Below are 26,150 nucleotides of genomic sequence, written 5' to 3'. Positions count from 1 at the left end.
GATTAAATGATTTAACATTTATTGCAAATGATTATCAGTTAACCGCAAATTTAAAACCCAAAAAAGCCGCTGCAGGAATACCATGCAACGGCTTCAAAGGGTTAGCTGTTAGCGTCGATTGAGCGTAACTGAGTCAGATATTTAATCCACACTTTGGCCTCTTTCGAGGTTTCCAAATTCTCCGCTCGCTTCGCTTGAATTAAAGCACTTTCCAACTGATTAAGCTTATAAAGTGCCCTGACTCTCGCGAGAGCGACATCCGCTTGCTTGCCTTGACCTTTGACCCGATCTAACTCTTTCAATGCTTTCTGGTAGTAACCTTCTTGGACCATTAACTGAGCGACGTTCCAATGATATTTAGGATTAATCTCTGCCGCTTTGGACCATACTGAAATCGACTTATCCCACTCCTTAGCAAGTTGCCAATAAGTCGCTTGCTCAGCTAACAATTGCTCGTCAGAATCCACGTCTTTTAACTCACTCAACTCGATAGCGGCTCGTTCAGGGACCCCGCGTTTTGCGTATAGCTGAGCTAACAGCCTCTTATCAGATTGAGACAATTCCAACCCCTGCAACTTAGCAAGAGAAAGCGTATTTAGAGCCGCTTTATTTCGCTCCAAACGCAGTTGGATACTGACTAACTGTCGCCACCAATTCAGCTTTTCTGGCTGTAGTACAATCAAACGCTCCAACGTAGGAATAGCATTCTTCCATTGTTTTAACTGTAGTTGTGCGCCTAGCTTTAATGATAACGGACCAAGTTCATCTGGGTGGTTATAGGTATCGTAACGTTTCAATGCCGACAGTGTCTTTTTCCACTGCTCTAGCTGATATTGTGACTGAGCGATACGCATCCATAATTCATCTTCTTTTTGAGTCTCAGGGACCGACTTCACTAACTGATAGTAATGCGGCAACGCAGAACGAAACTGTTGCTCATTCAACAGAACATCCGCAAGCATTCTTTGAGTAATCCATGCTTGCTCATCCACCAATAGTCCACTTTCTACGGCATAGGTAAGCTGTTTAATGGCCGACTTTACCTGCCCATCCTGCCAGTAAAATACACCCAACATTCTCGCCACAAACGCTTTATCGTATTCGCGAGAAATATCTAAGCCTTCCAGAGCAGAAATCGCCTCCGAGACTTTTTCATCCTGCGCTAACTGATGCGCTTTTTGTACGCGAACGGCGGTATATTGGCTTAGCTCACTTGCAAACAAAGTATTAATCGATACAAGAATCAGAGTAAAAGCAGTGAATACATTTCTAATTAGTCTGTTTATCATTTCGCTAATTTAAACTCCAATCTAACCGTTTGATTAAGCTGAGCAATCGCTTTTCCATCAATGACTTTTGGCTGATATTTCCACTTTTTCAAAGCTCGAACAGCTTCACGTTCAAACATGCGCCTTGGGTTCGCTTCTAGCACTTCAATATCAATCGGTCTGCCAGTTTCATCAATAGTAAATTCCATTACCACAAAACCTTCAGCTCCTCTTTTCAAAGCTTTAGCTGGATAGCGAGGCTCAACTCGATAAAGTGGCATAGCCTGCTGGTTTGCTCCAAAGTCTGAAAATGTCGGCGCATTGATTGCTAGTCCGTCTATCGAGGTATCCAAACCTAGTGCTGGAACAGATTTCATCGGCGTAAGCGGTGTCACTTCCGCTTTCGACTGCGACAATTTTGCATCTGGTGGCGGCTCAGGCGCCTTTGGCTGTTCTGGCACCGTTCTTTGACGTCGCTGCACTTCCTGCTCAGCTTCAACCATAACCATATTAAACGTTAAAGACTCGCTACTTTCAGGAGCTCGACGGTGTCCATTGTCAACCATCCATGCCATAAACGAAAACAAGGCTAAGCCTAGCGCTCCCGCTAATGGCAAAGCCAGTAAGAACCGAATCATTATCGTTTCTCCGCTGCTAGCGCGATACTTTTCACACCAGCACCTTTCGCAGCATCCATCACTTTAACAACGGTACCATTGTAGGCATGCTCATCAGCTTGAATAACCAAAGACGCATCTGGCTGTTCTAATAATAAGTGTTCTAGCGTTGCTTGAACTCGCTCAACATCAATCATGCGTTTGTCGATATAGATATCATTTGCAGAGGTAATCGCAACGAATATACCCGCATCTTTTTGGCTCACAACATTCGACGCTTGAGGGCGGTTTACCTCTACACCTGATTCTCTTACAAACGAACTCGTCACAATGAAGAAGATCAGCATGATAAACACGATGTCGAGCATGGAAGTTAAATCGATCTGAGCCTCATCATTTTTGCTCTGACGTCTACCGAGTCTCATTGCTGACTCCTTAATGATTTCTCTAATTTCATTTCTAATAAATTACATTTCTTCGCTAAACGAGCGTGAACAAACATCCCGGCAAGTGCAGCGACCATACCCGCCATAGTCGGTAAGGTCGCTAACGAAATGCCAGACGCCATCAACTTAGGATTACTGCTGCCCTGATTAGCCATCACATCAAAAACGGAGATCATGCCAGTGACCGTTCCCAGCAAACCAAGCATTGGACAGATAGCAACAAGCAACTTAATGAAGTTCAAGTTTTGGTTTAGCGCCATGTTGGCTTGCCCTAACCAGCCCTCACGAATGGCTCTCGCATGCCATGATGAATGTTCACTTCTACGACGCCATTGCTCAATCCAACCAGCCCTTAGCTTTGGAAAGTAGAACGCAATGTACAACACGCGCTCTACGACCAAAAACCAGTACACAACAACGACTGCTGCAAGCCACCACAAGACAAAGCCGCCCTGCTCCATAAATTGGGATAATGAAAGCAGCCAGTTTTGTCTCAGCAATTCATTTTCGAATAGCGAAATTGGCAACAATGATTCCATTAAGCCGCCGTCCCTACAGAAGTCACGGTTGCTTTCACGGGCATGTCTTTTTCTGCCTGTTCAGCAATAAGGCCAATACCCTGCTTTTCTAGGATATTACGAATATTTTCAGCTTGTGTACTTAGAATGTTGTGTGCAAGCAATAAAGGCATCGCGGCGACTAGACCCAATACTGTTGTCACTAGTGCCATAGAAATACCACCAGCCATCACTTTAGGATCACCATTACCGAACTGTGTGATTACCTGGAACGTTTCAATCATACCTGTCACGGTACCTAGTAGCCCAAGCATCGGTGCCAATGCTGCAAGAAGTTTGAGCATCGATAGGCCTTTTTCTAAGTGCGTCTGCTCATCAACCACCACCTCTAGTAAGCGCAGTTCTAATGCTTCGACTGAGCGATATTGCTCTTTGTCGTACACAGCTAACACGCGGCCTAGAGGATTGTTTTTCGGTTGAGAAGGGTTCTTCAGCTGTGAGCGTATCTTTTGGCGAGCGATCGCCAACGAAGTTCCACGCACTAAGGCGATAACCAGACCCACTAATAGCAAGCCAAGGATAACTTTACCGACAACACCACCCGCTTGTAATCGTTCTTCGATCGTTGGAGTCAGTGCTAATTGCTCCAACATAATGCCTCGTGATGGATCAACGACTAATGGAGTGATTTCACCATTATTTAGGCGCGCCAAACTATTTAAAACCGGACCATTTTCTGGCTGCTTTAGATAGGCAATTGCGTCATGACGCTTCGCATTCCAGTTCACATAGCCACTTTCCGTAACAAGGCCTAACGAACCAATTCGAGCAGCATCAACGGTTTGTGTATTGCCCTCTCCATCAATAAATTGAATTGGAGTATGGCTCAGTTCACCGCTCGCTTGAATTTGATCCACCATGCTTAGCCACAGAGCGGTAAGCTGAGGCATTGAAGGCAATGATTTGGCATCTATAATGCGATCAACCGATTCTGTGTATTGCCCACGGTCTACACTATTCACTGAAGTATGAAGCTCAGCACCTAGCTCTTTGGCGTTTTGACGAACAACACCAAACAACTCCCCCAAGCTGCCCGTCTCTAAACGTAGCTTTTCTTCCAATCGTGCAAGCTTGTCTTCATTTTCACTGAAAGTTTGAGTGAGCTTATCGGTTTGTTGTTGTAGCTTCGCTCGTTTCGCTTCCAGTTTTGCTTTCTGAGCTTTTAATGCTTTTTCCGTCTGTTTGAACCCGGATTCACGTGCGATATTATGCTGTTGTTGGGTTTTACTTTCTGACGCTGCGCTTTTTACAAGATCAGTCGTGGCATATGAAGAAAAAGACAACGTGGCGGCGCACAGGAACGTTGCTAAAGGTTTGAAGTTCATTATTTAGCCTCTGCAATGTTAAGTGAAACAGGTAAGGTAATTAGGCTTGGTGCGACCTGTTGGCTGGCAATGCTGTACGCTTTGTCCAGTTCTGACTTTAGTTGCTCTTCTAATGGTTGCCATTGATTGGTTACCTGATTCCAAGCCCAATATTTGTCACCACTTAAATTCCTCGCCACTAATGAAACACGTCCAAGGTGTAAGATGTCCGCCTCAATAGATTGAGTATTGCTTAACGCCATGCGTCCTTGGTAAATGCCTAACTTAGTGCCGTAATCCATTTCAATTTGGTACGCCTCTAAAATACGGCGGTATTTTTCTGCGTCACTCACATCAGCACGTGACATCATGGTTTTGAGCTTTTCAACACGAGCTTGACGTTGTTCAAATTTAATTGGCATATCAGCTTCAATAAGCGTTTGAAGGCCATCAATCATGCGATACATCAAAGGGACAACGCCCTGACGGGTATATTTAATTTGGCCGATCTGATCATCAAAGCTTTGCGCTTCTTTGTTTTGGCTTTCTACCAAGGCAGCAAGGTGATCATGGTAAATCTCAAGATTTTTTACTTCTTCTTGTAATTGCTCGATTTCGGCTTTTAGAGCTAACGTAGATTCAGCGCTCTTATCAATGGTTTTCTGGCTTGAAGCTGAAGCATTATGGGTTTTATTTTGAATGGCTTGTGCCTTGTCTAAGCTATTCGCAGAAACAGATACAACCCAGGAGCCAATGATGAAGGCAAGGCTAGTTTTTAGAAGGTTCATAATAATCGTCAATTACGTAAAAAGATTCGAATGAAGTTTATTGATAAAAGCTCTCATTATCAATAAAGCACATCCATTTTATACGTTACTTCCTAAAATAATGAGAAGAAACGCGAATGGGGAAGACAAAATCTTCCCCATTAATTACCAATTATAAGTTAGTATTTTACTTGTAAGGTCGCCATGTAGTTACGGCCTTCGCCTACAACAACACCACTTGTACTGCCACCTTCTAGGTATTCAGTGTCAAACAAGTTCTCGACATTGAAGCGAGCCACGAAATCTAAGTTCTCGTCATATTTAATGGTATGAGCAATACCCATATCTACACGAGTGTACGCATCTTTCTTAAATTCGTTGGCACTCTCAGTGTAACGTTCACCAACATGGTATACACCTAGGTTTACGTCGGTACCCGTATTAAATGAGTAAGTTGACCAAATGCTTGCTGTGAATTCAGGTACATCAGCAGGTGTCTTACCTTCTAATTCTGGGTCGTTCTTGTATTCAGCATCTAAGAACATAGTTGAAGCGCTGATCGAGAATGCATCCGTTACGAAGCCTGTCGCCGCTAACTCAGCACCAGTGTGAACTTGCTCACCAACTTGCGTTGTGCGTGCATCTTTGCCGCCGTTGTTTGCAGGGTCTAAATCTTCCGTTACTTGCATGTTTGATTGAGTGATCTGGAATAACGCACCAGACACAAGTAAGCGTTCATCAAACAATTCCCACTTAGAGCCTAGCTCATAAAGCGTACCTTTCTTCGCTTCTTGAGACTTACCGTAGTTCACATCGTCTTGATCTGTGATTTCGCCTACTGGTTCAAAGCTTTCAGAGTAAACGGCATAAATTGAACCATTTTCTGCAGGTGAATAGATCACTCCAACTTTTGGTAGGATGTTGTTGTAGCTTTCTTCTTTGTCACTGCTGCTGATGGTTTTGTCGTAAGCAAAACGTGCACCAGCTAAAGCTTGCCATTGATCATTGAACGTCACTAGATCTTGAACGTAGAAACCGTAATGTTTGCTTTCTGAGTGCGATACTTCATCATCATTGTGGTAGCTGATGTCAGATGGACGGTCAAAGCCATTGCCACACTCTTTAATAGCATCAGCCTCAGTTGCATTCACACACGCGTAACCAGAATCGTACAGGCGCTTGTAATCGTAATGAAGGCTATTCGCGCCAACTAGAAGTCTGTGGTTCACGCCAAGTGCATCAAAGTCACCAGTAAAATCAACGTAAGCCGTATCAAATGTCCATTCGTCATGACGATCAGACACTTTATAGCCGTATTCATTCGCTGAACGATTAAAATCTACGGTGCTATCCGACTCAGTACGCTGACGCTCGTAGAACTGACGGCTGATCCCTGTCTTTACAGACCATGTATCATTCAAGTTCGCAGTAATCGCGGCGCCGTAATTCGCAACATCGTTATCTGTTTGTGCAAAACGCTGATCGTTAACAATAGACGGGGCGATTGCTTTGCCTGTTGTTGTGTCAATTTTCGAACCGTTGTCTAGGTCGCCTAGCTCTTGTGTACGGTCGTAATGCAGAGAAAGCATGATGTCTTCATTGATATCGTAATCAACAAACAAACCACCAACAAAACGCTCAGTTTCGACGTCAGTACCATCGAAACGTGTACGCCATGAATCTTGATTCTCTTGCGAAACAATCGCACGAGCGCGCAGTGTCTGAGCGTCGTTTAGTGAGCCACTTACATCCGCAGTTGTACGAGTGTAACTGTCTGAACCAACATCTTGGCTGATGTTTACTTTGGTATCATAAGTTGGCTTTTTAGAGATCATATTCACTAAGCCACCCGGTGTAGACTCTCCGTACAGTAGACCTGCAGGGCCTTTTAGTACTTCTACACGCTCTAGTAATTCGATCGGCTGACGATAGTGAGACCAATGCTGAACACCATCTCGTAGGTAGCTTGAACCACTATCCAACGAGAAACCGCGTAGATTGAAACGCTCACGGTTAGTCGACTTAGAACCCGCAGAAATAGATGCATCATTCTTCAGAACATCACCTAGTGTGCTTGCACGCTGCTCGTCGATGATTTGTTCATCGATTACCGATACTTGTCCCGGAGTCTCAAGTTGAGTCGCCTCCATACGCATAGCGGTAGAATTAGTATCAGCCTTATAGCCGTAATCACGACCTTCTACGACCATGTGTTCATCTGTCTTCGATGTTTCAGCTAGTGCTACTGGTGATGCCAATACGGCGCCAATCACTAAAGCCAATGGGCTTTTTGAAAACATTATCCTTTACTCCGACTTATTCTTTTTTATACGAGAGCGTTAATTTAGAAAGCTAAACTTAGTTCTCGCTTGTCCGTTTCCGGTACTACTGAATTATTTCGGAGGTGAATATAAGTGATAACTATTACCATTTGCATTAAATTTACATTCTTTGCATTCGTAAAGTTTTGTAAAGAATCGGTAGAGAAACTAACAACACAGTGGCAGATATAAAAAAAGCGCCCGTAGGCGCTTATTCAATAGGAAAAAGTAAGCTAACCCTTAGCCCGCCATCCTTTCTATTTTCTGCAATTACCTGCCCATTCATCATGAGCATTGCTTCTTTCACGATCGCCAACCCAAGGCCATACCCACCAGACTGCTTATCACGAGCAGACTCTAACCGCGTAAATGGATCAAAGATTCGCTCTAGTTGATCGTCTCTAATACCCGGCCCATCATCTTCGATGGTGATAACACTGTACTCATTCCGTTCGGTTAATTGATACGTGTTCACAACGATATTGGCATGCTCCCCGGCATACTTAATCGCGTTCCCAATCAGATTACCAACGACTCTTAACAGTAACCGCTCATCAGCATGGACCATAGGTGTTAGGCTTGGCAACGCAGCCACTAAGGTTTGACCTGGCTTCAGATCCGCCTGCATTTGCCCTACCTGCATCGAACAATACTGTTCAAGCTGGATTGATGTAAGTTGCGCATCGTATCGGGAATTTTCAAGTCGACTAAATTCGAGTATCTCACCGACTAAGTTATTCATTTCTTCGGTTTCTGACTCTAAACGGTCTAACAACGCTTGTTCAGGTTCCGAGATCTTGTTTCTTAACAGATGTAAGGCTAGATTTTGGCGTGCTAACGGTGTTCTTAGCTCGTGCGAGACATCCCGAATAAGACGACGCTGCTTTTCTGCTAACGAGTGAATCTCGTTAGTCATATGATCAAAGTCTCGCGCTAACTCGTTAAATTCTCGCGTTTTAGAGTTCAGTTCAGAAGTGACGCTAACCGAAAAATCTCCCATTGATAGTCGTCGGCTTGCTTCTCTCAAACGGTCTAATGGTTGCTGTAGACTACGCGCCATAATTAGAGAAAAAAGCGTAAGGATCACCAACGCTATCAACGCTTTGATTAGCGAAAAATAAAGCGGAAAATACTGAGCAGGGTGCACTTGGTGAGGCAGTTGGATGACTAACGTATTCCCTTTTACAAGCTCGATACCGAAGATAGGCTTGTTTACACGCGCATCCAGTTGATGGTCTAGGTTTCTCAAATAACGCAACTTAAACTCAAAGTGCGGGTGCATATCTCGATGTGTGATTGGGTGGTTTTCGCTATCGAGAACGAACAAATAGTAAGGCTGAGCATTTCCCCAATCGGCCAACTCATCCATGTCCCCTTCTTCAATGAGTACATTGGCTTGTTGCGCTAGGCTGAGCATATCAACCTTTACGTGCTCAGGGACTTTGAGCAGCGCTTTCATCAATGCTTTCTCAGCGATCCCCTGAACGATTAGAATAGAAACAAGAATAATCGTCAGGTAACTAAAAAGCTGAAACGCTAAACCATCTTTGCGCTTCGAGATAAATGTAGGGCAACGAAACCAAGACTTCATTTATGCACCTACCGTTTCCATATAGCTGTAGCCTTTACCGCGAACGGTTTTGATATGTTGCTTAGATAACCCAGCCTGCACCAACTTACGTCGAATATTGCTGATGTGCATATCAAGATTTCGGTCAAATGGGCAAAGTTCTTTTTTGAGTACCCGCACTTGCAAATCTGCTTTTGAAACGACTACACCATGGTTCTTGATTAAGTAATCTAGCAGATCGGATTCAGTACCAGTTAGAGGCAGGCGAGATAGCTGCTCATTCAGACCTTGATCGTTATTCGCAATGGACTGCCTTTGTCGTTCTAAACCAACACGTCTTAAGATCACCTTAATTCGGGTAAGCAGTTCAGGCACTTTAAATGGCTTTGCAATATATTGGTCTGCGCCTGCTTGATAGCCATCCAACATGGAAGCTTCGTCATTTAGCGCCGTTAACATAAGAATTGGAGTAGCAAAACGCTGGCAAATACGACGAGCCACTTGAAGCCCATTGAGGTTCGGCAACATCACATCGAGTAAAACTAAATCGACAGGGTTATTTTGGATAAACTCTAAAGCACTTTCGCCGCAGTGAACTGCATGGACGTGATAGCCCTCTTCTACAAGGACTTCACTTAGCAGCTCACACAACTGGATATCATCATCAACAACTAATACACGTGACATGAACACACACCATTAAATAATAATGGTTCGCATTTTAATTATCAGTTATATCAAATACAATTGAATATTACGTATAAACCTTACAAAAGTAAGTCTTTTTCAATTGGAATGAATTTGGTCGCTGAATCGATGAGATTTTGAGCGGTAAGTCCAGGCACGCCAAAGACTTCTACAGGTTTGTTATAACGTTGTTTAATCCGTTCAACCAAGATTTCGAAATCTCCATCACCGGACACTAGAATAATTCGGTCTGCCGTTTCTGCTAATTCGATAGCATCGAGTGCAATACCGACATCCCAATCGCCTTTCGCACTTCCGTCACGACGCTGAATAAAAGGCTTCAGCTTAACTTCAAACCCTACCCCACGAAGAATGTGGTGAAACTGCCTCTGTTTTGGATCTTGGCTAGAAATGGCGTAAGCATTAGCAGCAATCACTTCGCGCCCTTCTGTCGCAATATACCAAAATTGATTGTAATCGAAGTTAGAGCGGTACTTGTCGCGAGTGGTGTAGTAAACGTTTTGAACGTCGACCAAAATTGCTATTTTTTCCATGTGCTTATTCTGCCTTTTTCAAAGTACGCTTACCCTATTCGATTCGCACCATAATTGCGAGTCGCTTTAATCAATTAACTAGGCTCTCATTGACTATGCTTACTATAAGTATGTCTTTTTTAACTCGAGGGTAGTAATGTCGAAATTAGTGCTAGTTGCGCTGGCATTGAGCCTACTGAGCTCGAAAGCGCTCAGTTATCCAGCTTACAGCCATCCTTTACCTCACAGGAGCGTTATCTATTTCGCTCCGACTGAAGATTCGATGGTAAAAGAGTTTCTTAAAGGCGTTTTGATTAACAATTGCCAACTGGACGAACGTGACATTGTCACCATGGTGATTACCGAGGATGGCTTTACCATTCCACCTTGGTTAGTTGAAGAGTTTAATCTAGAAGCAGTCACAACCAACTACAACATTCCAAAAGGGTCGCACACTGCGATCTTAATCGGTAAAGATGGCGAAGAGAAATTTAGGTGGGGTGGCACAACGGATTGGCGTGGATTGACTGACTTAATCGATAAAATGCCAATGAGAAAACTGGAAATGCAGCGGCACAAAAGCCGCTGCAATATCTAAATAGGTCGCTATTTGTTAAACCAATCCAGTTTAGTATGTAAGCTTGTCACACTGCCAACGACTATAAGCGCTGGGCTGACAGCTTGTTTGGCTAACTGTGGCAATTCAGATAAACGACCGTGAAAGACTCGTTGCTCTGGTCGAGTACCATTTTCAATAATTGCACACGAAATATCTGGAGATAAGCCATTATCTAACAGGTTTTGTGTGATAACCGGGCTTTGCTTTAACCCCATGTAAAACACTAAGGTGTTGTTCGCTTGAGCTAGCGATGACCATTCAATTTCTTGCCCATTTTTTTGTAAATGGCCCGTAATAAATTGCACGCTTTGAGCATGGTCTCTGTGCGTGAGAGGAATACCTGCATAAGATGTTGCGCCTGCGGCTGCGGTGATCCCAGGGATCACTTCAAAGCTAACGCCATTTTCTGCCAGCTCTTCTAGTTCTTCACCACCTCGGCCAAAGATAAATGAATCGCCGCCTTTTAGCCTAGCAACATGTTTCCCTTCCAGCGCTTTATCTACTAACACTTGATTGATTTTGTCTTGAGGGACGAAATGGAAATCCAATTTCTTCCCAACATAAATCATTTCGGCATTTTCATTTGCGAGCGCTAAGATTTCTTTTGACACTAAGCGGTCGTATACCACCACATCCGCTTGTTGAATAACACGAGCACCTTTAACGGTCAGTAAATCAGGATCCCCTGGCCCTGCCCCAACTAATGATACAAATCCCTTTTTTACTGCATTCTCATTCGATTGTGACACTTCTGACATGCTGTACTCCGACTGTTGGCTCGATTCATTCGAGCTCTCTATCTGTTTGGCAACCAGCAGCTACTCGCTATCACTGGGATAACTCACTGACTCGTTACTAAAATTCCTACTCTTAAGACTATCAGTTGTTAAAGGGAAAAATCACTTTTAATTCGAACAAAGAAGGAAATAAATATAACAAAACAATCTATTACCAAGCTTTGAGCACAACGACTGATTTTCTGTCTTTGGTAGGACGAATAAAAAAGCCTCAAGTAATAACTTGAGGCTCATGCGTATTCTTTAACGGATTCGCTTATTTAGCATCAAGAGAAGGTGCAGTTTTCGCGTGAGTTAGGTAAAGCGGGATACAAGTCATAATCAGACCGCCAACAATGTTACCTAGGATTGTTGGGATTAGGTTGAAGTTCAACCAAGTCGCAATACCAAAATCAGCGCCTAGAATCATGCCTAGTGGGAATAGGAACATGTTTACTACCGTGTGCTCGAATACCAGTGCGAAGAAGATGAAGATTGGGAACCACATCATTGCAACACGGCCAGGGACTGTACGTGCCGTCATGTTACCGATCACGCCTAGACACACCATTAAGTTACAGAAAATACCGCGAACGAAACAAGTGATCCATCCATCCATGCCCATGTTTTCAAAACCTAAGCTACGACCAGTCGATACTGCAATGAACTTTTGAACAACAGCGTTTGGCTCTAGAGAGAAGTTACCTGTTAGTGACACAGCGACTAAGAATGCAACGATTAGAGAACCGATAAGGTTACCAAGACCTACAATACCCCAACAACGAAAAATGCGGCCCCAAGTAATACCAGGGCGGTTATCGAATTTTGCAAGAGGAGCAAGGCCAAACACACCAGTCACTAAGTCGTAACCCATTACACTCAGAATGACAAAACCAACCGGGAACACTAGTGCGCCAACAATACCAATACCAGTTTGCACAATGGTAGTAATGGCAACGACTACCGCTAGAGAGAGTATGATACCAGCCATAGTACTGCGAATAAGAAGATCGCGAGTGCTTGTTTTAGTTTTCGCCTCACCCACGTCGATCATAGTTTGAACGAATTCAGCTGGTTTAAAATCAGTAGACATAAATTGCCCTTCTTCAAAAGTTATAATTAAAAGTTAAAATTGGATAGGAAAAGGTTCTAGCTGCCTTTAAGGCAATGTGGGCAACTAGAACCCTTGAACTATCGAATCTCAGCTTAAGCCGCGATTTCCACGGTGCCTTTGGTCACACGAGCTTTGTACGCTTTCACGTTGAACTGCTCATCTTCCATACAAACGCCAGATGTCAGGTTGAAACGCTGCTTTTTAAGCGGGCTTGCTACCCAAAGCTCACCTTGATGCTCAACAATCAGACCACGTGATAACACGTTAGACTGGAAGTAAGGGTCGGTGTTGCTAATCGCGAATACTTCTTCAGCCTTAGTTGGGCGGAAGACTGCTACTTGCTCACCACCAACCAACGCACAAACACCTGTACCTGGAATAATGTCTTCGATCTTACAAACTTTGGTAAATGCCATGATGTCGTCTCCCAATTAAACCAGTTCAACGTGAAGGATATCGCCCTTCGCTTCAGGGTGTTTCTCGGTGAATGTCGCAGGGCGGTGTTGTTCACGGCCATCTTCAACAAACACTACGTTTTCGTCACGGTCATCAGCATTGATGAAGTGTGCAAAGCGCTTAAGTTGAGCTTCGTCGTTGATTGTATCTGTCCACTCACAAGCAAAGTTATCCACTAGGCCAGCAATGTCAGTTTCAAGTTGGTCATTGATGCCAAGCTTGTTGTCTACAATCACTTCACGTAGGTAATCAACACCACCTTCTAGGTTGTCCATCCATACCGAAGTACGTTGAAGTGGAGCAGCCGTGCGGATGTAAAACATCATGAAACGGTCGATGTATTTGATCAGCGTTTCTTGGTCTAAGTCGCTTGCAAGCAAGTCTGCGTGACGAGGTTTCATACCACCGTTACCACACACATACATGTTCCAGCCCGCGTCAGTCGCGATGATACCTAAATCTTTACCTTGAGCTTCAGCACACTCACGAGTACAACCAGACACACCAAACTTCATCTTATGAGGAGTACGGATGCCTTTGTAACGGTTCTCGATCATCACACCTAGGCCAACTGAATCTTGAACGCCGTAACGACACCAAGTAGAACCTACACATGTTTTAGCCATACGAAGTGCTTTTGCGTAAGCTTGCCCCGTTTCGTAACCCGCAGCGATTAACTTCTTCCAGATAGCTGGTAAGTCATCTTTCTGAGCACCGAACAGACCGATACGTTGTGCACCCGTGATCTTGGTGTACAGGTTGTATTCTGCAGCAACATCAGCAAGAACGCTTAGTGCTTGAGGTGTTACTTCACCACCCGCCATACGAGGGATTACAGAGTAAGTACCGTCTTTTTGCATGTTACCTAGGAAGTTATCGTTGGTATCGTGCAGTTTCACTAGTTCAGGCTTAAGGATGTGTTCACCCCAGCAAGAAGCAAGGATAGAACCCGCTAGAGGCTTACATACTTCACAGCCGTAGCCTTTACCGTATTTCTCTAGTAACTCATCGAACGTTTTGATTTCTTCGATGCGAATTAGGTGGAAAAGCTCTTGGCGAGAGTAAGCAAAGTGTTCACACACGTCGTTCTTCACTTCAACACCAGCTTTAGCAAGTTCAGCGTTTAGTACTGAAGTCACTAGTGGAATACAACCACCACAACCAGTACCTGCGCCAGTCACGGCTTTAATATCACCGATGGTGTGGTGTCCTTCAGCAACTGCTTGAGCAATCTTGCCTTTCGTTACATCGAAACAAGAACAGATAACGGCAGATTCAGGAAGAGAGTCCGCACCTAGTGTTGGCTTTTCTGCACCAGCGTGAGCTGGAAGAATTAGTGTGTCTGGATGTTCTGGCAAGTCGATTTCATTCAGCATCAGCTGTAGAAGGTCGCCATAATCAGAAGTGTCACCGACCATTACCGCACCAAGCAGTTTCTTGTTGTCTTCAGAAACAATTAGGCGTTTGTAAACTTCTTGCTCTTCGTTTTGGTAAACGTAGCTCTTACAACCTGGAGTACGACCATTAGCATCACCAATCGAACCTACTTTTACGCCTAGAAGCTTAAGCTTCGCTGACATATCGGCACCTTCAAATTGGCTGTCATTCCCTACTAGGTGATCAACCGCTACCGTCGCCATCTTATAGCCAGGAGCTACTAGGCCGTAGAAAGTACGGTTCCAAGAAGCACACTCACCAATCGCATAGATATTCTCATCTGTCGTTTGGCAGTTGTTGTTAATCTCAATTCCGCCACGAGGTGCAATACCCAGACCCATTTGACGAGCAAGTTTGTCTTGTGGGCGAATACCCGCAGAAAAGACGATGAAGTCAGTTTCTAGCTCAGTACCGTCAGCAAAACGCATTACGTTACGCGCTTCTTTGCCTTCAGGAACAATTTCTAGCGTATTTTTGCTTGTATGAACATTTACACCCATGCGTTCGATCTTTTGACGAAGTTGGTTACCACCTGCTTGGTCAAGCTGTTCTGCCATGAGTTTCGGAGCAAATTCGACAACGTGAGTCGTAACACCTAGTGCTTTAAGTGCACCAGCAGCTTCAAGTCCTAAAAGACCACCACCAATTACCACACCAGACTTAGAGTTTTTAGCTGTTGCTTCAATGGCTTTAAGATCTTCAATTGTACGGTACACGAAACAATCTTTGCTTTCGTTGCCTTTGATTGGCGGTACAAATGGGAAAGAACCCGTTGCAAGGATCAGCTTGTCATATTGAATTTCACGGCCAGTGCTAGAGTAAACCACTTGTTTCTCACGGTTAATGTTAATAGCACGTTCGCCAATTAACATATTGATACCGTGCTTCTCGTAGAAGCCCTCTTTCACAAGAGAAAGTTCGTCAGCAGTATGGTGTGAAAAGTATGAAGAAAGGTGGACACGATCGTATGCCACACGAGGTTCTTCACAGAAAACAGTAATGTCCATTTCTGATACATCTGTTTTCTCAACTAAATCTTCGATATAGCGATGGCCGACCATGCCGTTACCGATGATGACTAGCTTCATCTTGCTCATAAGGATTTCCTGAATTGTTATATTTTTCTACTGAGCAAATAATGAATTATGAAAGAAAATGAAAATATGATGTAAATCAATTACGAAATCAAACTACCCTAAAGGGGTAGAACAAAAGAGGTAGAAACGCCTAAAACTCGTACTAAACCTATTAATAGTGTGGATATTGCAGCAATGTTATAAATGTTAGATGCACTTAATTGAGTATCGATTATGTTGCTAACTTACAACCAAGCTCAGTGCAAATGAAATTCAGTAACATTTAGCCATAAATGCGGCTGATATTACAAAAAGTAGAAACTTAATCAAAGAAGAAACGTTTGCACATCAAAATATAAAAAATCACCAGCGATTGCTGGTGATTTCATTGCCAATGAAGTCGTACCGATAGTTATACTTTAAATGAGTTTACTAAGGAGTTTAGATCTTGTGCCATACCACTTAAATGCTCACTAGATTGGCTGGTTTGAGCCGTTCCAATTTCGGTTTGCTCCGCTACAGCAGCGATATTGTCTACGTTTGCACTTATTTCGACAACTTGCTTGGTTTGTTCTTGCGCTGAACTACTGATCTCACCGGCCATCGCAGACAAAGATTCAATGGAACGTTGAATATTCTCTAGTTCACCACCGCAAACAATTGCTTTCTCAATACCTTCGGCAGTATAAGTTTCACAGTCACGCATCACTTGTACTGTCGTGCTCACATCAGCTTGTAGTTCAGAAATAATATTCTGAATGCTGCCTGTCGACTCCTGCGTGCGTGATGCAAGCGTTCTTACTTCATCTGCTACAACCGCAAAACCACGACCTTGATCACCCGCACGCGCAGCCTCAATCGCCGCATTTAATGCAAGTAGATTTGTCTGCTCAGCGATTTGCTTGATGACTTCAATAATGTCGCCGATTTTGTTTGAGGAATCTTCAAGCTTCTCAGCATTTGCTACAGCGCCATTCACTTTAGACGCAACTTCTTCAATGATCTCAATGTTGGCATCAATACTTTGGTTACCGCTTTTCGCAGCTTGAGTTGCAACATCAATTTCTTGCAAGGCAATAGCCGCTTTTTCTGTCACGGTGTTAGATGCATGTTCAAGGTGTTGAACACTCATCGAAACCGCTTCAGTTTGCGCTTTTTGTTCAACGACGCCACCTTGGATTTGCGTGGTGACCGTTGAGAGCTCTTCCGCTTGAGAAGCCAAAGAACTAGTGTTCATATTTATGTTAGTAATCACGCCCTTGATGTTTTTATTCATCTTATTGAAGGCAGCAGCCATTACTGAAAGCTCATCTTTACCTTGGCTCTTCATCTCAATAGTCAGATCTTTATTCTCAGCAATCTCTGACATTGTCTTGGTGATTTTCTGCAGGGGACGAACAATGTTACGAGAGATCACGCTAGAAATCGTTACCAGCACAAGTAAGATCAAACCACTGTTTAACAATGAAGTCAGCAATTGCTCTTTGAACGCTTCTTCAACGTCTGAGTAATATACCCCTGTCCCCACAACCCACGGCAGAGAGGATGTTTTCTTCACGTATGAGATTTTTTTCTCTAATTCGTTACTACCTGGAATTGGCCAATCGTAAGTAACAAAACCCTCTCCATCGCTTTTCGCGACTGCAATGAAATCGCTGAACGCGTTTCTAACGAAAGACTTAGAATTTGCGAGCATATTTTGATCATCCAATTGAGGCTTAATCGGATGCATCACCATTGTTCCGTCTAGATCGTTAATAAAAAAGTAGCCATTCGATGAGTAGCGTACCGATTTAACGATATCTTTGATGCTCTGAACGTTCTTCGCTTCATTGTTACCCGTAGTTGCAATGAAGTCGACTTGAGCCACGATAGTTTCCACTAAAGATTGCGCAGCGTTCATTCTCTCATTCAGTATCTCTTGCTTAAGTTTATAAGCAGATAAGAACTCTAAGCCGATAATAAACAAGCTGGATAGGAGGATAATGAGCCGAATTTTTGATCCGACTTTAATGCGGTTTAATAAGGAATTAATGAACTTCATGACTATTCTTTCAAATGATAACTATTCAGTGAATGTCGCATTCTAGAGACAGCTTATATAAATACAACCACAATATATTTAACGGAATACTACAAAATCCATACGCATTTAATTTAATTGCAACATTTTTCACCTCCATTTATTGCTACTTTCGTTCCACAATAAGAGCATTTAAAACATAGACTTAACAATTACTTCAAATCTGTGACACGTGATTAGCCATATAGAAAACCACACCTAACTCCAATCAAATTTGCATGAGTTATAAGAAATTAAATTAAAATAATTGCGATTGATGTTCAGTATTGCACACGTATAAGTTTCCCTTAGAGCATCCAAGCACAATGTCTTTATTACCTCAGATGCATATTCTAACTATCAGTACAATCACACTTTCCTTGTAACAAAAATGAGACACTGCTTCAAAAAGTACTTTTCTTTGTCTTGATTTCACGAATAGTTATTTTGCATGTATCAATAAGGCAAATACATACAAGCAATTGATTTCCATCATGAATACCAATAATTAGTCGTGTTATTTATAAATATTTCAATAAAACATATAACTAACGAGTGAAAGTAAAAATGAGCACTGAAACCACGGCCAATAAAACGTTTTCTCCAGCTGAAAGCCTAATTTCGACCACAACTCCAGATAGCTATATCACTTACGCTAATGATTCATTTTGCGATATCGCAGGATACACGTCTGGCGAACTTATTGGTGAGCCCCACAATATGGTTAGACACCCTGACATGCCAAAAGCGGCTTTCGAACAAATGTGGTCGTACTTAGCAGCTGGTAAAAGCTGGATGGGGTTAGTGAAGAATAAATGCAAAGGTGAAGAACATTACTGGGTGTCTGCTTTTGTTACAGCCGTTAGAGATAAGAATGGCAACATCATCGAATTTCAATCGGTTCGCTCAAAACCGAGTGAAGCGCAAATCAGCCGAGCCACATCCCTCTACAAAAAGTTATCCAATAATATCAACCCACGTGTTCGCCGTTTTTCTATGACAAAAACAACACTTGGAATTACTATCGCCAATTTGTTCATCTTGCCTATAGTCCTGCTTAGCTCAACCAGTGTCATGCTTCAATTGGGCGTATTAGCTTGTGTGAATTTGCTGTCGTTATTTTGCCTATTGCGTCAACACCAACGTTACAAAACGGTTTGTTCCCTAGCGAAAGCGTCATATGACAATGAATTGATGGAAGTGCCGTACACCGGGCATAAAGACGACTTTTCGCAAATTGAGTTAGCACTTTTAATGAAGAACGCAGAGCTTCGGGCAGTGTCAGCAAGGGCCGAAGACACCACATCTCAAATCCTAGTTTCAGCAGAGGAAGAGTTCGCTACCATCCAATCCATTTCTGAGAGTGTTGATTCACAATGCTCTGAAACAGAACAAGTGGCGGCCGCAGTAGAAGAGCTCACTCATTCCATTAATGAGGTTTCAAGCAGTGCTTCAGCGTCATCAAAACTTACGTCGGAAGCTAGCCTTCAATCTAAGGAAGGGTTAGACAGCATTAGTGATACCATTAACGTGGTCGACTCTTTAGCGATAGAACTTGTCGAATCCCAAAAAGTCATTAATCAGCTTGCGCAAGATAGCCACAAGATTGAAAGTATTCTAGAAGTCATTAGCACAATCTCAGATCAAACCAATTTACTCGCACTTAATGCTGCCATTGAAGCAGCACGAGCAGGTGAAGCTGGGCGCGGATTCGCAGTGGTTGCCGACGAAGTTAGAAATTTAGCGTCTAAAACGGGCTCGTCAGCAAATGAGATCCATTCGATGATCGATCAACTGCAAACGACGGCTAGGAAGGCTGTCCATGCTATGGAAAAAGGCGGACAACTGTCCGAACAATGTAAGCAGCAAGCAGGTCAAACAGGCAAAGTGCTTGAACAAATTTTCGAGAAACTAGAAAAAGTGACTGACAGCAGCCATCAAATTGCCGTCGCCGTAAACGAACAGTCTGATGTGACTCAAGAAGTAAACATGAATGTGGTCAAAATCAGAGAATTAGCGGTTGCCACCGCGGCTACATCCTCACACTCCATAGAGCGCACAAGTAAGCTAGTGTCTGATATTGAGCAGCTTCAACGCCTAATGAAACAGTTCACAAAAGCTTAAAATATCGAATAAAACCCAAACTAAAAAACCAGCCACTTGGCTGGTTTTTTAATCGCTATAACGGGTTTAAAAATCACCAGAGACAGAGAAAAAGAACTGCTCACGACCTAATTTTTCATCCAAACCATTGGCATAACCAAATGTCACGGGAACCGTTAAGTTATAGCCCAACTTCATTTCAAATGTTGTCGATAGGCCAATACCCGTTAAACCTTGATAACTGCCACTTTCTTCCCATGCACTGCCTGAATCAGCAAAAACAGTCGCTGACACATCCCCTAAACCGACCGGCCACAAGCCCAAGTTTCGCTCCACTCGGGCTATCCAAGCGGAAAATTCCAAACGTTGGGTAAAGTAGTGATTACCAGACTGAACCGTTTCATCGTACCCTCTTAACGCTTGGGTCTCCCTACCAAACAAAGCAATTTCATCACTTTTGTCACTTCCACCAACACGAAATCTTTTCGCGGTCACGTCACCGTAACCACCCGCTAGCCTTAAAGAAATAGTACTTCGCCCAGGAAGATCAAAGGTAGCGCGCCATTGCGCTTGGTATTTATTACCTTCATAGTCACTACTTAACAGATCGTTCGTTTCAACAGTCGTATCTAAGTAATGCCCCCAACCAAACCCCAGAACATTTAAGTAACCTTCCCTGTTATCAAAACTAGCGGCTAGGCCAACCAAAGTCTCTTCACGCTCAATATATGGTTCCACCTCGATACTTGGCGCTGCCACTTCGCTCTCTTTTTCCCAGAATAAACCGCCAGACAAAGAAAGCTGGTCTTCAAAAGCAATAAAAATATGATTGCGTTGCAAAAGCGCATTATCACTTTGTTCTATACGCTTAGATTCAACGCCACTACTTTCAAACGTAGAAAAATCATGGCTACGGCTTATCGAGGCAAACCAACGATTGTCATACAGATAACCGACGTTATATTGGCCTAAATCGTTATCGGTGTCCCAAGCCAAGTGGATCATATAATTATGACGCCCCAACGCATCTGAACCATTGGTCAAGAGCCCTGCGCGCGATTGATTTTCATCCAAACTATACCAAGGAACCCAAGTTCTCGGCCGTAAACTTGCCCAAGGTGAGTATTCAGTAGCTGTGCTTTTCGTAACGGAGTCTGGGGCGGGATTCGGATAATCGTACTTACCGGTAACTTGAGATAATTCAATTCGACTCAGCGCGTTCGATTCCATCAGTGAACGTAATGTATAACCCTGACTGTCGTAGCTTTGATAAACCAAACCAAGCTGCGTCGACCACTGTGGAGAAAATGCCCCACCCACTTCGCGTGTTAACTGCTCTGTGTTACCAGTAAGTAGATCGAGGCGGTATATATTGAACACTCCATCATAATCTGCACTATAAAGAATGGTAGTTTCATCAAGATAAGTAGGCGCATTCTCTAACGATCGTGTTTGCGTCAACAGTTCCCAACGTTTCATAGATAGCGAGAATCGTTCTAGGTTCCAACCTTGCTGTGGGCGCTTAACGCTCGCCACCAAACTCTCCCCGTTTGGCGACACATCATATCCACCGATCACAGCATGTTTTTCACCACGCCAAAGCAGTTGCTTATCTTCTGGCGAATTTACATCCATAAGCCAGAGTTCACTAAAACCATCTAGTTTACGGCTAGCGACAAATTGCTCTCCTTTGGGTAGCCAACGAACATTGCGAAAACGCTCGCGCTCTGTCAGTTGCTGCCACTCACCGCCATGAAACCAAAACAAATCCGTGATACCACGCCCATCCGCGTAATGGACAAGACGTGAAGCTAAAATGCCTGAGTCGCCATGGGCATCCATCGCGACAATACCTTTAGTTGGAGTGACTTCCTCAATCGCCCCATCATAACGGTATGCCACAATTTCATTTCGATCCTCGCCATTTCGACGATTGACCAAAACCCCACCATTTGGTTGTGCGGTCAAGACTTGCAGGAAAGGCATAGGATCATTGAGCGCTGCACCCGAAACACGCGCTTTCTCAAGCGTTAAAAGCTCTTTTTCAAATTTCCTCGTTAGATAATCTTGAAACTTTGGCCACTGCTCTTCAAAAGACTGTCCAAATGTATTTTTTGCTGTTCGGTTGAGTAGAAAAAAGGGTAGCAATCGGTGGCTATAGTCGGTGAGAAATTGTTGAACCTTGTCTTCTCCATATTGTTCAACAAGATACTCTACGAAATATGCACCATATAAATATTGGTAACCTAAAGGGAAATGCTTACTGGCAACGACCGCTTCGTTTAAATCTTTCAGTTGGCCAGACGCGACCTCCATACGCATTTCCATTGGGTAAGTAGAACCTTGCAAGCGCCCGTAGCCTAACTCTTTGTTCGTCTCTAAATAGACGGCTAAACCTTCAACAATCATCGAAGGTGTTAAAGCATGTGGGTAAAGTAGAAGGTTACGACCGAAAATTTTTCGTAAGAATTCTGGCGCTCCCCCACCCATTTCTAAGTGCATAATATGCGCGTATTCATGACGAATGAGCAGATGAAGCCATTCGTCATTACTTTCCAAACTATTCACCTCGTCGGGAGGACTCATATAGAGACGAATTTGTGGATAAGGAATGACCGTGGCCCAACCGTTCGAATAGTCAAACTCATCGACCAATACAATTTCAGTTCTCTGGGTAGGGAGGTAGCCGAAAAATGGGGCAAGTTCTTTATGTACTTGTTCCGCTATATCTAATGAGCGCGACGCTTGCTCTTGATGCCCAGACCGGAATTGGATGAGAAAATGTTCTGTCTGTTGGGTTTGCCAAACTTCATTTTGTTGGTCCCAAGCGACGGAAGTGGCATGAGCATCGATAGAAAAAATTGGATATGCCAGTAATGCAGAAATCGATAAAGCCTGTAAGGTTTTTTTCATTACAATGAGGTCCATTCACTGAAATAAGAATTGTTATTTACCTGCCAAATGTACACAGAGTGGTTAATAATTCAATAAGTATAGGATTTACATCCAAAATGTGTTTCCGTTCAGATGGGCTTTCAGTTAAATTCCATCTCGAACCTCCAAGGCTGAATAGCGGGTAAATTCGGCATGCCCAAATTACGCATTTATATAGAACTAAATCTTATAGTGCTCTTACTACTCGCACTCTAAGGAAATAAAAAATCCTCATCTGAAACAAAAAATTACAATAGATATAAAACTCTAAAACATAGGAAACTTGTACCATTTGCGAAACGAATCACATAGTTTGATTCCTTGTAACTACAATATGCCAACTCAATCGCCTTTGTTCTTTAAAGAACCAAAACAATACACTTTAAATTATAAAATTGACCAAATTGATAAATTTGGAGGATATCATTTTGAACAGACTTAATTGTTCGATACCAAGTCTACTTGGGTCAAACACAAGAAATTCCGCGCGAAATGGTTTTATACTGCTGTGCGCCGTTACATTATCTGCCTGCGGTGGCGGAGGTGGTGGCGATAGTAGCAATGGTAATCAAGCGCAAAACGTCGCGCCAAATTCGCCAAACAATTACCTACCGACTTCCACTGATACTAAGTGGCACTACAGCAACAGTACTGATAGCACTTACGCGACTACCACTCAAATAAGTGGAGAAACGGCACAAGTAATCAACTACCCGACCGGAGGCAAAGAGTACTTCATTGCAACTGAAGACAGCGTCTCTTTTGCTGGTTTTTATTCCCCATCGACAAGCGTATCTGGGGTTGGCAATTTTAAAATTGATTTTCGTTTCGATGAATCGGTACAACTACTTGGTAGCGCAACTCAAATGTCGCGATATATATCCTCTACAGGTACCGCCAATATTCAACCAACCTACGGCAATCGATCAATAAACGTCTTCGGTACTAGTTTTGTAAATGGAACAGAAAGCATTACCGTCCCATTTGGTACATTTGATGCCACTCACGTCACTCTTAATCTGTCGATCAGTTCTACGATTGACGGGTATTACTTTGAAGTGCCATGGAATGTTGATCTGTGGTTTGCGGAAGGTGTCGGAATAATACGACGAGTTCAAGATGGTCAAGTTATTGAACTAACCAACTACAGTGCCCCTGATATCGAACCAGACAATAATGGGGCACCAGATAACAGCGGCAATCAAGATGGTTCTGGTGAAGACAATTCAGGCGACAATGGTACTTCACCTACTGAGCCTACTGAGCCTACTGAGCCTACTGAGCCAGCATTAGACACCGATAATGATGGCGTACTAGATATTGATGACCATTACCCTTTAGACCCAACTCGGCACGATAAATTAGCAGCAAACTTATCCAGTCTGAGCCTAAGTCATACGATTGGTTCATCGATAAAAGGCACCCAACAGTTCTCAATTACCGGGACTAATTTAGACTGGTTATTAGTCAGTAACGACACTTGGTTAACCGTTGATCAATACTCAGGAAATGGTTCGTCTTCGATTGAAGTCTCAATCAGTGATTTTAACATGGCTCCTGGCCAGTATGATTCGACCTTAACGCTGATCAACAAACTGGACGGTGCTGAAATTGATATCAAGGTTTCCGCAGATCTAAAACTGCCAAAGTTAACCCTAAGTAAACACAGCTTAGTATTTGATGCATCGGATAAGTGGAAGCGTTTGTCAGACAGCCTTGAAGTAAGTTTAAATACCGGTTCGCATACTTATCCAGTGTCGGTGACGAGTTCCAATAACTTCGATGCTTCAACTGCCTATGCGTCTGCTATCGCCAAACCACTCAATATTTGGCTTGCGTCATCTGCGGATATTTCTGAAGGAGAAAACCATTTTTCTGTCGACGTCTCGGCCAATGTAGAAGGACATATCGTAAGCGAGAGTATAGACATTCAAGTGTTAGCCTCACGTCACGCCCTACTTGTTCCTGATAGAGGGGTCGCGTTAACTAAATTCGTAACCAAGAGTCGACTGTCCGCTGATTTGGATGTTCTTGATAGTTACGATCTGACAAACACGCCATGGGTCGCAACCACAAATGTGGACTGGTTGACGATTACACCTTCAGGCACAACCTCCGACAAATTACGTATTGAAGCGAACGTTGACGGCTTGGCTCATCAAACACTGCATCAGGCGAAAGTTATTGTTAGTGCTTCTAACAACACCATCTTAGATAGTGAGAGCATTAAGGTATCACTTTGGATAGGTGACACCGACCCTGAGTTGAAGACAAACATAGCCGGTGAATACCACAACATCGCGGCTGATCCAGTTAGACCTTATGTTTATGTCAGCGATGCATTACAAGATTCTGCTGAAATAAGCGTCTACAACAGCCACACTCTAGACTATGTGGCAGGCCTTGAACTTGGTGGAACTCACAGATTTGGTGACATCAAAGTCAGTGAAGATGGCCGCTGGCTTTATAGCGGTATTGATAACAACAGCATCGCTATCTTTAACTTAGAGACATTTGCTCTCCATAGTGTTTGGAAAGGTAACGATGACCTCGCTGATATGTTTGATCTCGCAGAACCATCAGGGAAACCATTAATAGTTGCACCTGGTGGCAATGTCTATGATGCTCAATCAGGTAAACGTCTTACTATACGCGGTGACGGACATTGGTATGCATACAGCACATGGTATACTCGTGACCATTACGTTGATGTGAGCTTATTTGGTAATCGTTTCTGTGCAATAAGTTTTTATTTGTCCCCCTACACACTTAATTGCTATGAAATCAACTACAACAGCTATCGTGATGACGTAAATATAAACCACATTGGCACCGCACCACATGGAACGGGTTCCAACGCACGCGCCGTTGCAGTTAATAGCGCCGGCACCATCGTCTATCCCGCTAGCGGTTGGCCATATACTTTCCCTGCGATTGATATCAACAGTATGAAAAAAACTGATTCACTGTCTGCAGACGCTTACCCGAACGGTGTCACTATCGGTGAGAATGATGAGGTTCATGGAATCGTTGAAGCCTATTATGGTCCAAAAGACTTATGGATTTACCAAGCGGACGGCGCTGAACGTTTCAGCGGCTATGCGTCTGGTGGATACAACAGTTTGATATCGAATGCGCTTGCTGTTTCTGGCGATGGTTATCAAACCTATGTATCAGACGGGCAACAGCTCATCATTATGAATACCTATTAAACTACAAACCCAGTCCTTCGACTGGGTTATTTTTTTGATTCCGTCTAACTATAACGCCAATACGAAAAAGCCCCGACATTGCTGTCGGGGCTTCAAATAACTCGATTTATTAAGCATATAACAAGATAAATGCTAGCCGCTTGGTCGCTCTAACATATCACCTTTCAGTTCGTTAGTGAACCACGCTCCTCTAAACTGAGGAAGTAGATGGTGCCCCGGGCCGGACTTGAACCGGCACAGCGCGAACGCCGAGGGATTTTAAATCCCTTG

19 protein-coding genes are annotated in these 26,150 nt (G+C 43.4%); 3 read left to right on the top strand and 16 right to left on the bottom strand.

The window, feature by feature from the left end; translation table 11 throughout:
- Window positions 1-101: 101 nt before the first annotated feature.
- The 10 genes from ACHUFI_RS14270 to ACHUFI_RS14225 all read right to left on the bottom strand — a co-directional run bounded on the left by ACHUFI_RS14270 (window position 102) and on the right by ACHUFI_RS14225 (window position 10,112).
- Complete coding sequence (locus tag ACHUFI_RS14270; RefSeq protein ID WP_394250234.1) at window positions 102-1,289, bottom strand: tetratricopeptide repeat protein; 1,188 nt, start codon at window positions 1,287-1,289, stop codon at window positions 102-104.
- Window positions 1,286-1,906, bottom strand: a complete 621-nt coding sequence (locus ACHUFI_RS14265; protein ID WP_394250232.1) for an energy transducer TonB — start codon at window positions 1,904-1,906, stop codon at window positions 1,286-1,288. Before ACHUFI_RS14265 ends, ACHUFI_RS14270 begins: the two co-directional genes overlap by 4 nt.
- The gene (locus ACHUFI_RS14260; RefSeq protein ID WP_394250230.1) at window positions 1,906-2,310 is read right to left on the bottom strand and encodes an ExbD/TolR family protein; all 405 of its coding nucleotides are present in this window, start codon (window positions 2,308-2,310) and stop codon (window positions 1,906-1,908) included. Before ACHUFI_RS14260 ends, ACHUFI_RS14265 begins: the two co-directional genes overlap by 1 nt.
- The gene (locus tag ACHUFI_RS14255; protein WP_394250228.1) at window positions 2,307-2,870 is read right to left on the bottom strand and encodes a MotA/TolQ/ExbB proton channel family protein; all 564 of its coding nucleotides are present in this window, start codon (window positions 2,868-2,870) and stop codon (window positions 2,307-2,309) included. Before ACHUFI_RS14255 ends, ACHUFI_RS14260 begins: the two co-directional genes overlap by 4 nt.
- Window positions 2,870-4,234, bottom strand: coding sequence for a MotA/TolQ/ExbB proton channel family protein (locus tag ACHUFI_RS14250; RefSeq protein ID WP_394250226.1), 1,365 nt, complete (start codon window positions 4,232-4,234; stop codon window positions 2,870-2,872). The genes ACHUFI_RS14255 and ACHUFI_RS14250 overlap by 1 nt, the downstream gene beginning before the upstream one ends.
- Window positions 4,234-5,001 (bottom strand): DUF3450 domain-containing protein, encoded by a 768-nt coding sequence (locus tag ACHUFI_RS14245; RefSeq protein WP_394250224.1) that lies wholly within the window; start codon window positions 4,999-5,001, stop codon window positions 4,234-4,236. The genes ACHUFI_RS14250 and ACHUFI_RS14245 overlap by 1 nt, the downstream gene beginning before the upstream one ends.
- 158 nt (window positions 5,002-5,159) lie before the next feature.
- Window positions 5,160-7,280, bottom strand: coding sequence for a TonB-dependent siderophore receptor (locus tag ACHUFI_RS14240; protein WP_394250222.1), 2,121 nt, complete (start codon window positions 7,278-7,280; stop codon window positions 5,160-5,162).
- A 232-nt stretch (window positions 7,281-7,512) separates the two neighbouring features.
- The gene (locus ACHUFI_RS14235; protein WP_394250220.1) at window positions 7,513-8,892 is read right to left on the bottom strand and encodes a histidine kinase sensor domain-containing protein; all 1,380 of its coding nucleotides are present in this window, start codon (window positions 8,890-8,892) and stop codon (window positions 7,513-7,515) included.
- Complete coding sequence (locus ACHUFI_RS14230; RefSeq protein WP_394250218.1) at window positions 8,893-9,558, bottom strand: response regulator transcription factor; 666 nt, start codon at window positions 9,556-9,558, stop codon at window positions 8,893-8,895. It lies immediately after the preceding gene.
- 80 nt (window positions 9,559-9,638) lie between these two features.
- Window positions 9,639-10,112, bottom strand: a complete 474-nt coding sequence (locus tag ACHUFI_RS14225; RefSeq protein ID WP_394250216.1) for a LabA-like NYN domain-containing protein — start codon at window positions 10,110-10,112, stop codon at window positions 9,639-9,641.
- A 136-nt stretch (window positions 10,113-10,248) separates the two neighbouring features.
- Between ACHUFI_RS14225 and ACHUFI_RS14220 the strand changes: the two genes are divergently transcribed.
- Window positions 10,249-10,689, top strand: coding sequence for a DUF4174 domain-containing protein (locus ACHUFI_RS14220; protein ID WP_394250214.1), 441 nt, complete (start codon window positions 10,249-10,251; stop codon window positions 10,687-10,689).
- Between the two features lie 8 nt (window positions 10,690-10,697).
- Here the strand turns inward: ACHUFI_RS14220 and cobA are convergent, their stop codons facing one another.
- From cobA to ACHUFI_RS14195, 5 genes are all read right to left on the bottom strand, one after another.
- Window positions 10,698-11,468 (bottom strand): uroporphyrinogen-III C-methyltransferase, encoded by a 771-nt coding sequence (gene cobA / locus ACHUFI_RS14215; RefSeq protein ID WP_394250212.1) that lies wholly within the window; start codon window positions 11,466-11,468, stop codon window positions 10,698-10,700.
- Between the two features lie 295 nt (window positions 11,469-11,763).
- Window positions 11,764-12,579, bottom strand: a complete 816-nt coding sequence (locus ACHUFI_RS14210) for a formate/nitrite transporter family protein (protein WP_394250210.1) — start codon at window positions 12,577-12,579, stop codon at window positions 11,764-11,766.
- 113 nt (window positions 12,580-12,692) lie between these two features.
- Window positions 12,693-13,016 carry a nitrite reductase small subunit NirD gene (gene nirD, locus ACHUFI_RS14205; protein ID WP_394250208.1) on the bottom strand — a complete coding sequence of 108 codons (324 nt, stop codon included), beginning with the start codon at window positions 13,014-13,016 and terminating at the stop codon, window positions 12,693-12,695.
- 15 nt (window positions 13,017-13,031) lie between these two features.
- The gene (gene nirB, locus ACHUFI_RS14200; protein ID WP_394250206.1) at window positions 13,032-15,590 is read right to left on the bottom strand and encodes a nitrite reductase large subunit NirB; all 2,559 of its coding nucleotides are present in this window, start codon (window positions 15,588-15,590) and stop codon (window positions 13,032-13,034) included.
- Window positions 15,591-15,981: 391 nt separating this feature from the next.
- Window positions 15,982-17,613 (bottom strand): methyl-accepting chemotaxis protein, encoded by a 1,632-nt coding sequence (locus ACHUFI_RS14195; protein WP_394250204.1) that lies wholly within the window; start codon window positions 17,611-17,613, stop codon window positions 15,982-15,984.
- A 585-nt stretch (window positions 17,614-18,198) separates the two neighbouring features.
- Between ACHUFI_RS14195 and ACHUFI_RS14190 the strand changes: the two genes are divergently transcribed.
- Entirely contained in the window at window positions 18,199-19,755 is a 1,557-nt protein-coding gene (locus ACHUFI_RS14190; protein ID WP_394250202.1) for a methyl-accepting chemotaxis protein, read from the top strand.
- 66 nt (window positions 19,756-19,821) lie between these two features.
- On the opposite strand, the gene ACHUFI_RS14185 is transcribed toward ACHUFI_RS14190, so the two are convergent.
- The gene (locus ACHUFI_RS14185) at window positions 19,822-22,647 is read right to left on the bottom strand and encodes a hypothetical protein (RefSeq protein ID WP_394250200.1); all 2,826 of its coding nucleotides are present in this window, start codon (window positions 22,645-22,647) and stop codon (window positions 19,822-19,824) included.
- Between the two features lie 449 nt (window positions 22,648-23,096).
- Here ACHUFI_RS14185 and ACHUFI_RS14180 point away from each other — a divergent pair, with 449 nt between their 5' ends.
- Entirely contained in the window at window positions 23,097-25,880 is a 2,784-nt protein-coding gene (locus ACHUFI_RS14180; protein WP_394250198.1) for a TapB family protein, read from the top strand.
- Window positions 25,881-26,150 lie beyond the last annotated feature (270 nt).

The sequence above is a fragment of the Vibrio profundi genome, from assembly GCF_043642225.1.
GTDB lineage: Bacteria > Pseudomonadota > Gammaproteobacteria > Enterobacterales > Vibrionaceae > Vibrio > Vibrio profundi_A.
Note: the sequence above shows the minus strand (reverse complement) of the source record. Positions and strands in the feature narration are given on the sequence as shown.

Bases quoted from the DNA above. Each gene is read 5' to 3' on its own strand.
- ACHUFI_RS14270 (WP_394250234.1), bottom strand. From the start codon at position 1,289: ATGATAAACAGACTAATTAGAAATGTATTCACTGCTTTTACTCTGATT.
- ACHUFI_RS14265 (WP_394250232.1), bottom strand. From the start codon at position 1,906: ATGATTCGGTTCTTACTGGCTTTGCCATTAGCGGGAGCGCTAGGCTTA.
- ACHUFI_RS14260 (WP_394250230.1), bottom strand. From the start codon at position 2,310: ATGAGACTCGGTAGACGTCAGAGCAAAAATGATGAGGCTCAGATCGAT.
- ACHUFI_RS14255 (WP_394250228.1), bottom strand. From the start codon at position 2,870: ATGGAATCATTGTTGCCAATTTCGCTATTCGAAAATGAATTGCTGAGA.
- ACHUFI_RS14250 (WP_394250226.1), bottom strand. From the start codon at position 4,234: ATGAACTTCAAACCTTTAGCAACGTTCCTGTGCGCCGCCACGTTGTCT.
- ACHUFI_RS14245 (WP_394250224.1), bottom strand. From the start codon at position 5,001: ATGAACCTTCTAAAAACTAGCCTTGCCTTCATCATTGGCTCCTGGGTT.
- ACHUFI_RS14240 (WP_394250222.1), bottom strand. From the start codon at position 7,280: ATGTTTTCAAAAAGCCCATTGGCTTTAGTGATTGGCGCCGTATTGGCA.
- ACHUFI_RS14235 (WP_394250220.1), bottom strand. From the start codon at position 8,892: ATGAAGTCTTGGTTTCGTTGCCCTACATTTATCTCGAAGCGCAAAGAT.
- ACHUFI_RS14230 (WP_394250218.1), bottom strand. From the start codon at position 9,558: ATGTCACGTGTATTAGTTGTTGATGATGATATCCAGTTGTGTGAGCTG.
- ACHUFI_RS14225 (WP_394250216.1), bottom strand. From the start codon at position 10,112: ATGGAAAAAATAGCAATTTTGGTCGACGTTCAAAACGTTTACTACACC.
- ACHUFI_RS14220 (WP_394250214.1), top strand. From the start codon at position 10,249: ATGTCGAAATTAGTGCTAGTTGCGCTGGCATTGAGCCTACTGAGCTCG.
- cobA (WP_394250212.1), bottom strand. From the start codon at position 11,468: ATGTCAGAAGTGTCACAATCGAATGAGAATGCAGTAAAAAAGGGATTT.
- ACHUFI_RS14210 (WP_394250210.1), bottom strand. From the start codon at position 12,579: ATGTCTACTGATTTTAAACCAGCTGAATTCGTTCAAACTATGATCGAC.
- nirD (WP_394250208.1), bottom strand. From the start codon at position 13,016: ATGGCATTTACCAAAGTTTGTAAGATCGAAGACATTATTCCAGGTACA.
- nirB (WP_394250206.1), bottom strand. From the start codon at position 15,590: ATGAGCAAGATGAAGCTAGTCATCATCGGTAACGGCATGGTCGGCCAT.
- ACHUFI_RS14195 (WP_394250204.1), bottom strand. From the start codon at position 17,613: ATGAAGTTCATTAATTCCTTATTAAACCGCATTAAAGTCGGATCAAAA.
- ACHUFI_RS14190 (WP_394250202.1), top strand. From the start codon at position 18,199: ATGAGCACTGAAACCACGGCCAATAAAACGTTTTCTCCAGCTGAAAGC.
- ACHUFI_RS14185 (WP_394250200.1), bottom strand. From the start codon at position 22,647: ATGAAAAAAACCTTACAGGCTTTATCGATTTCTGCATTACTGGCATAT.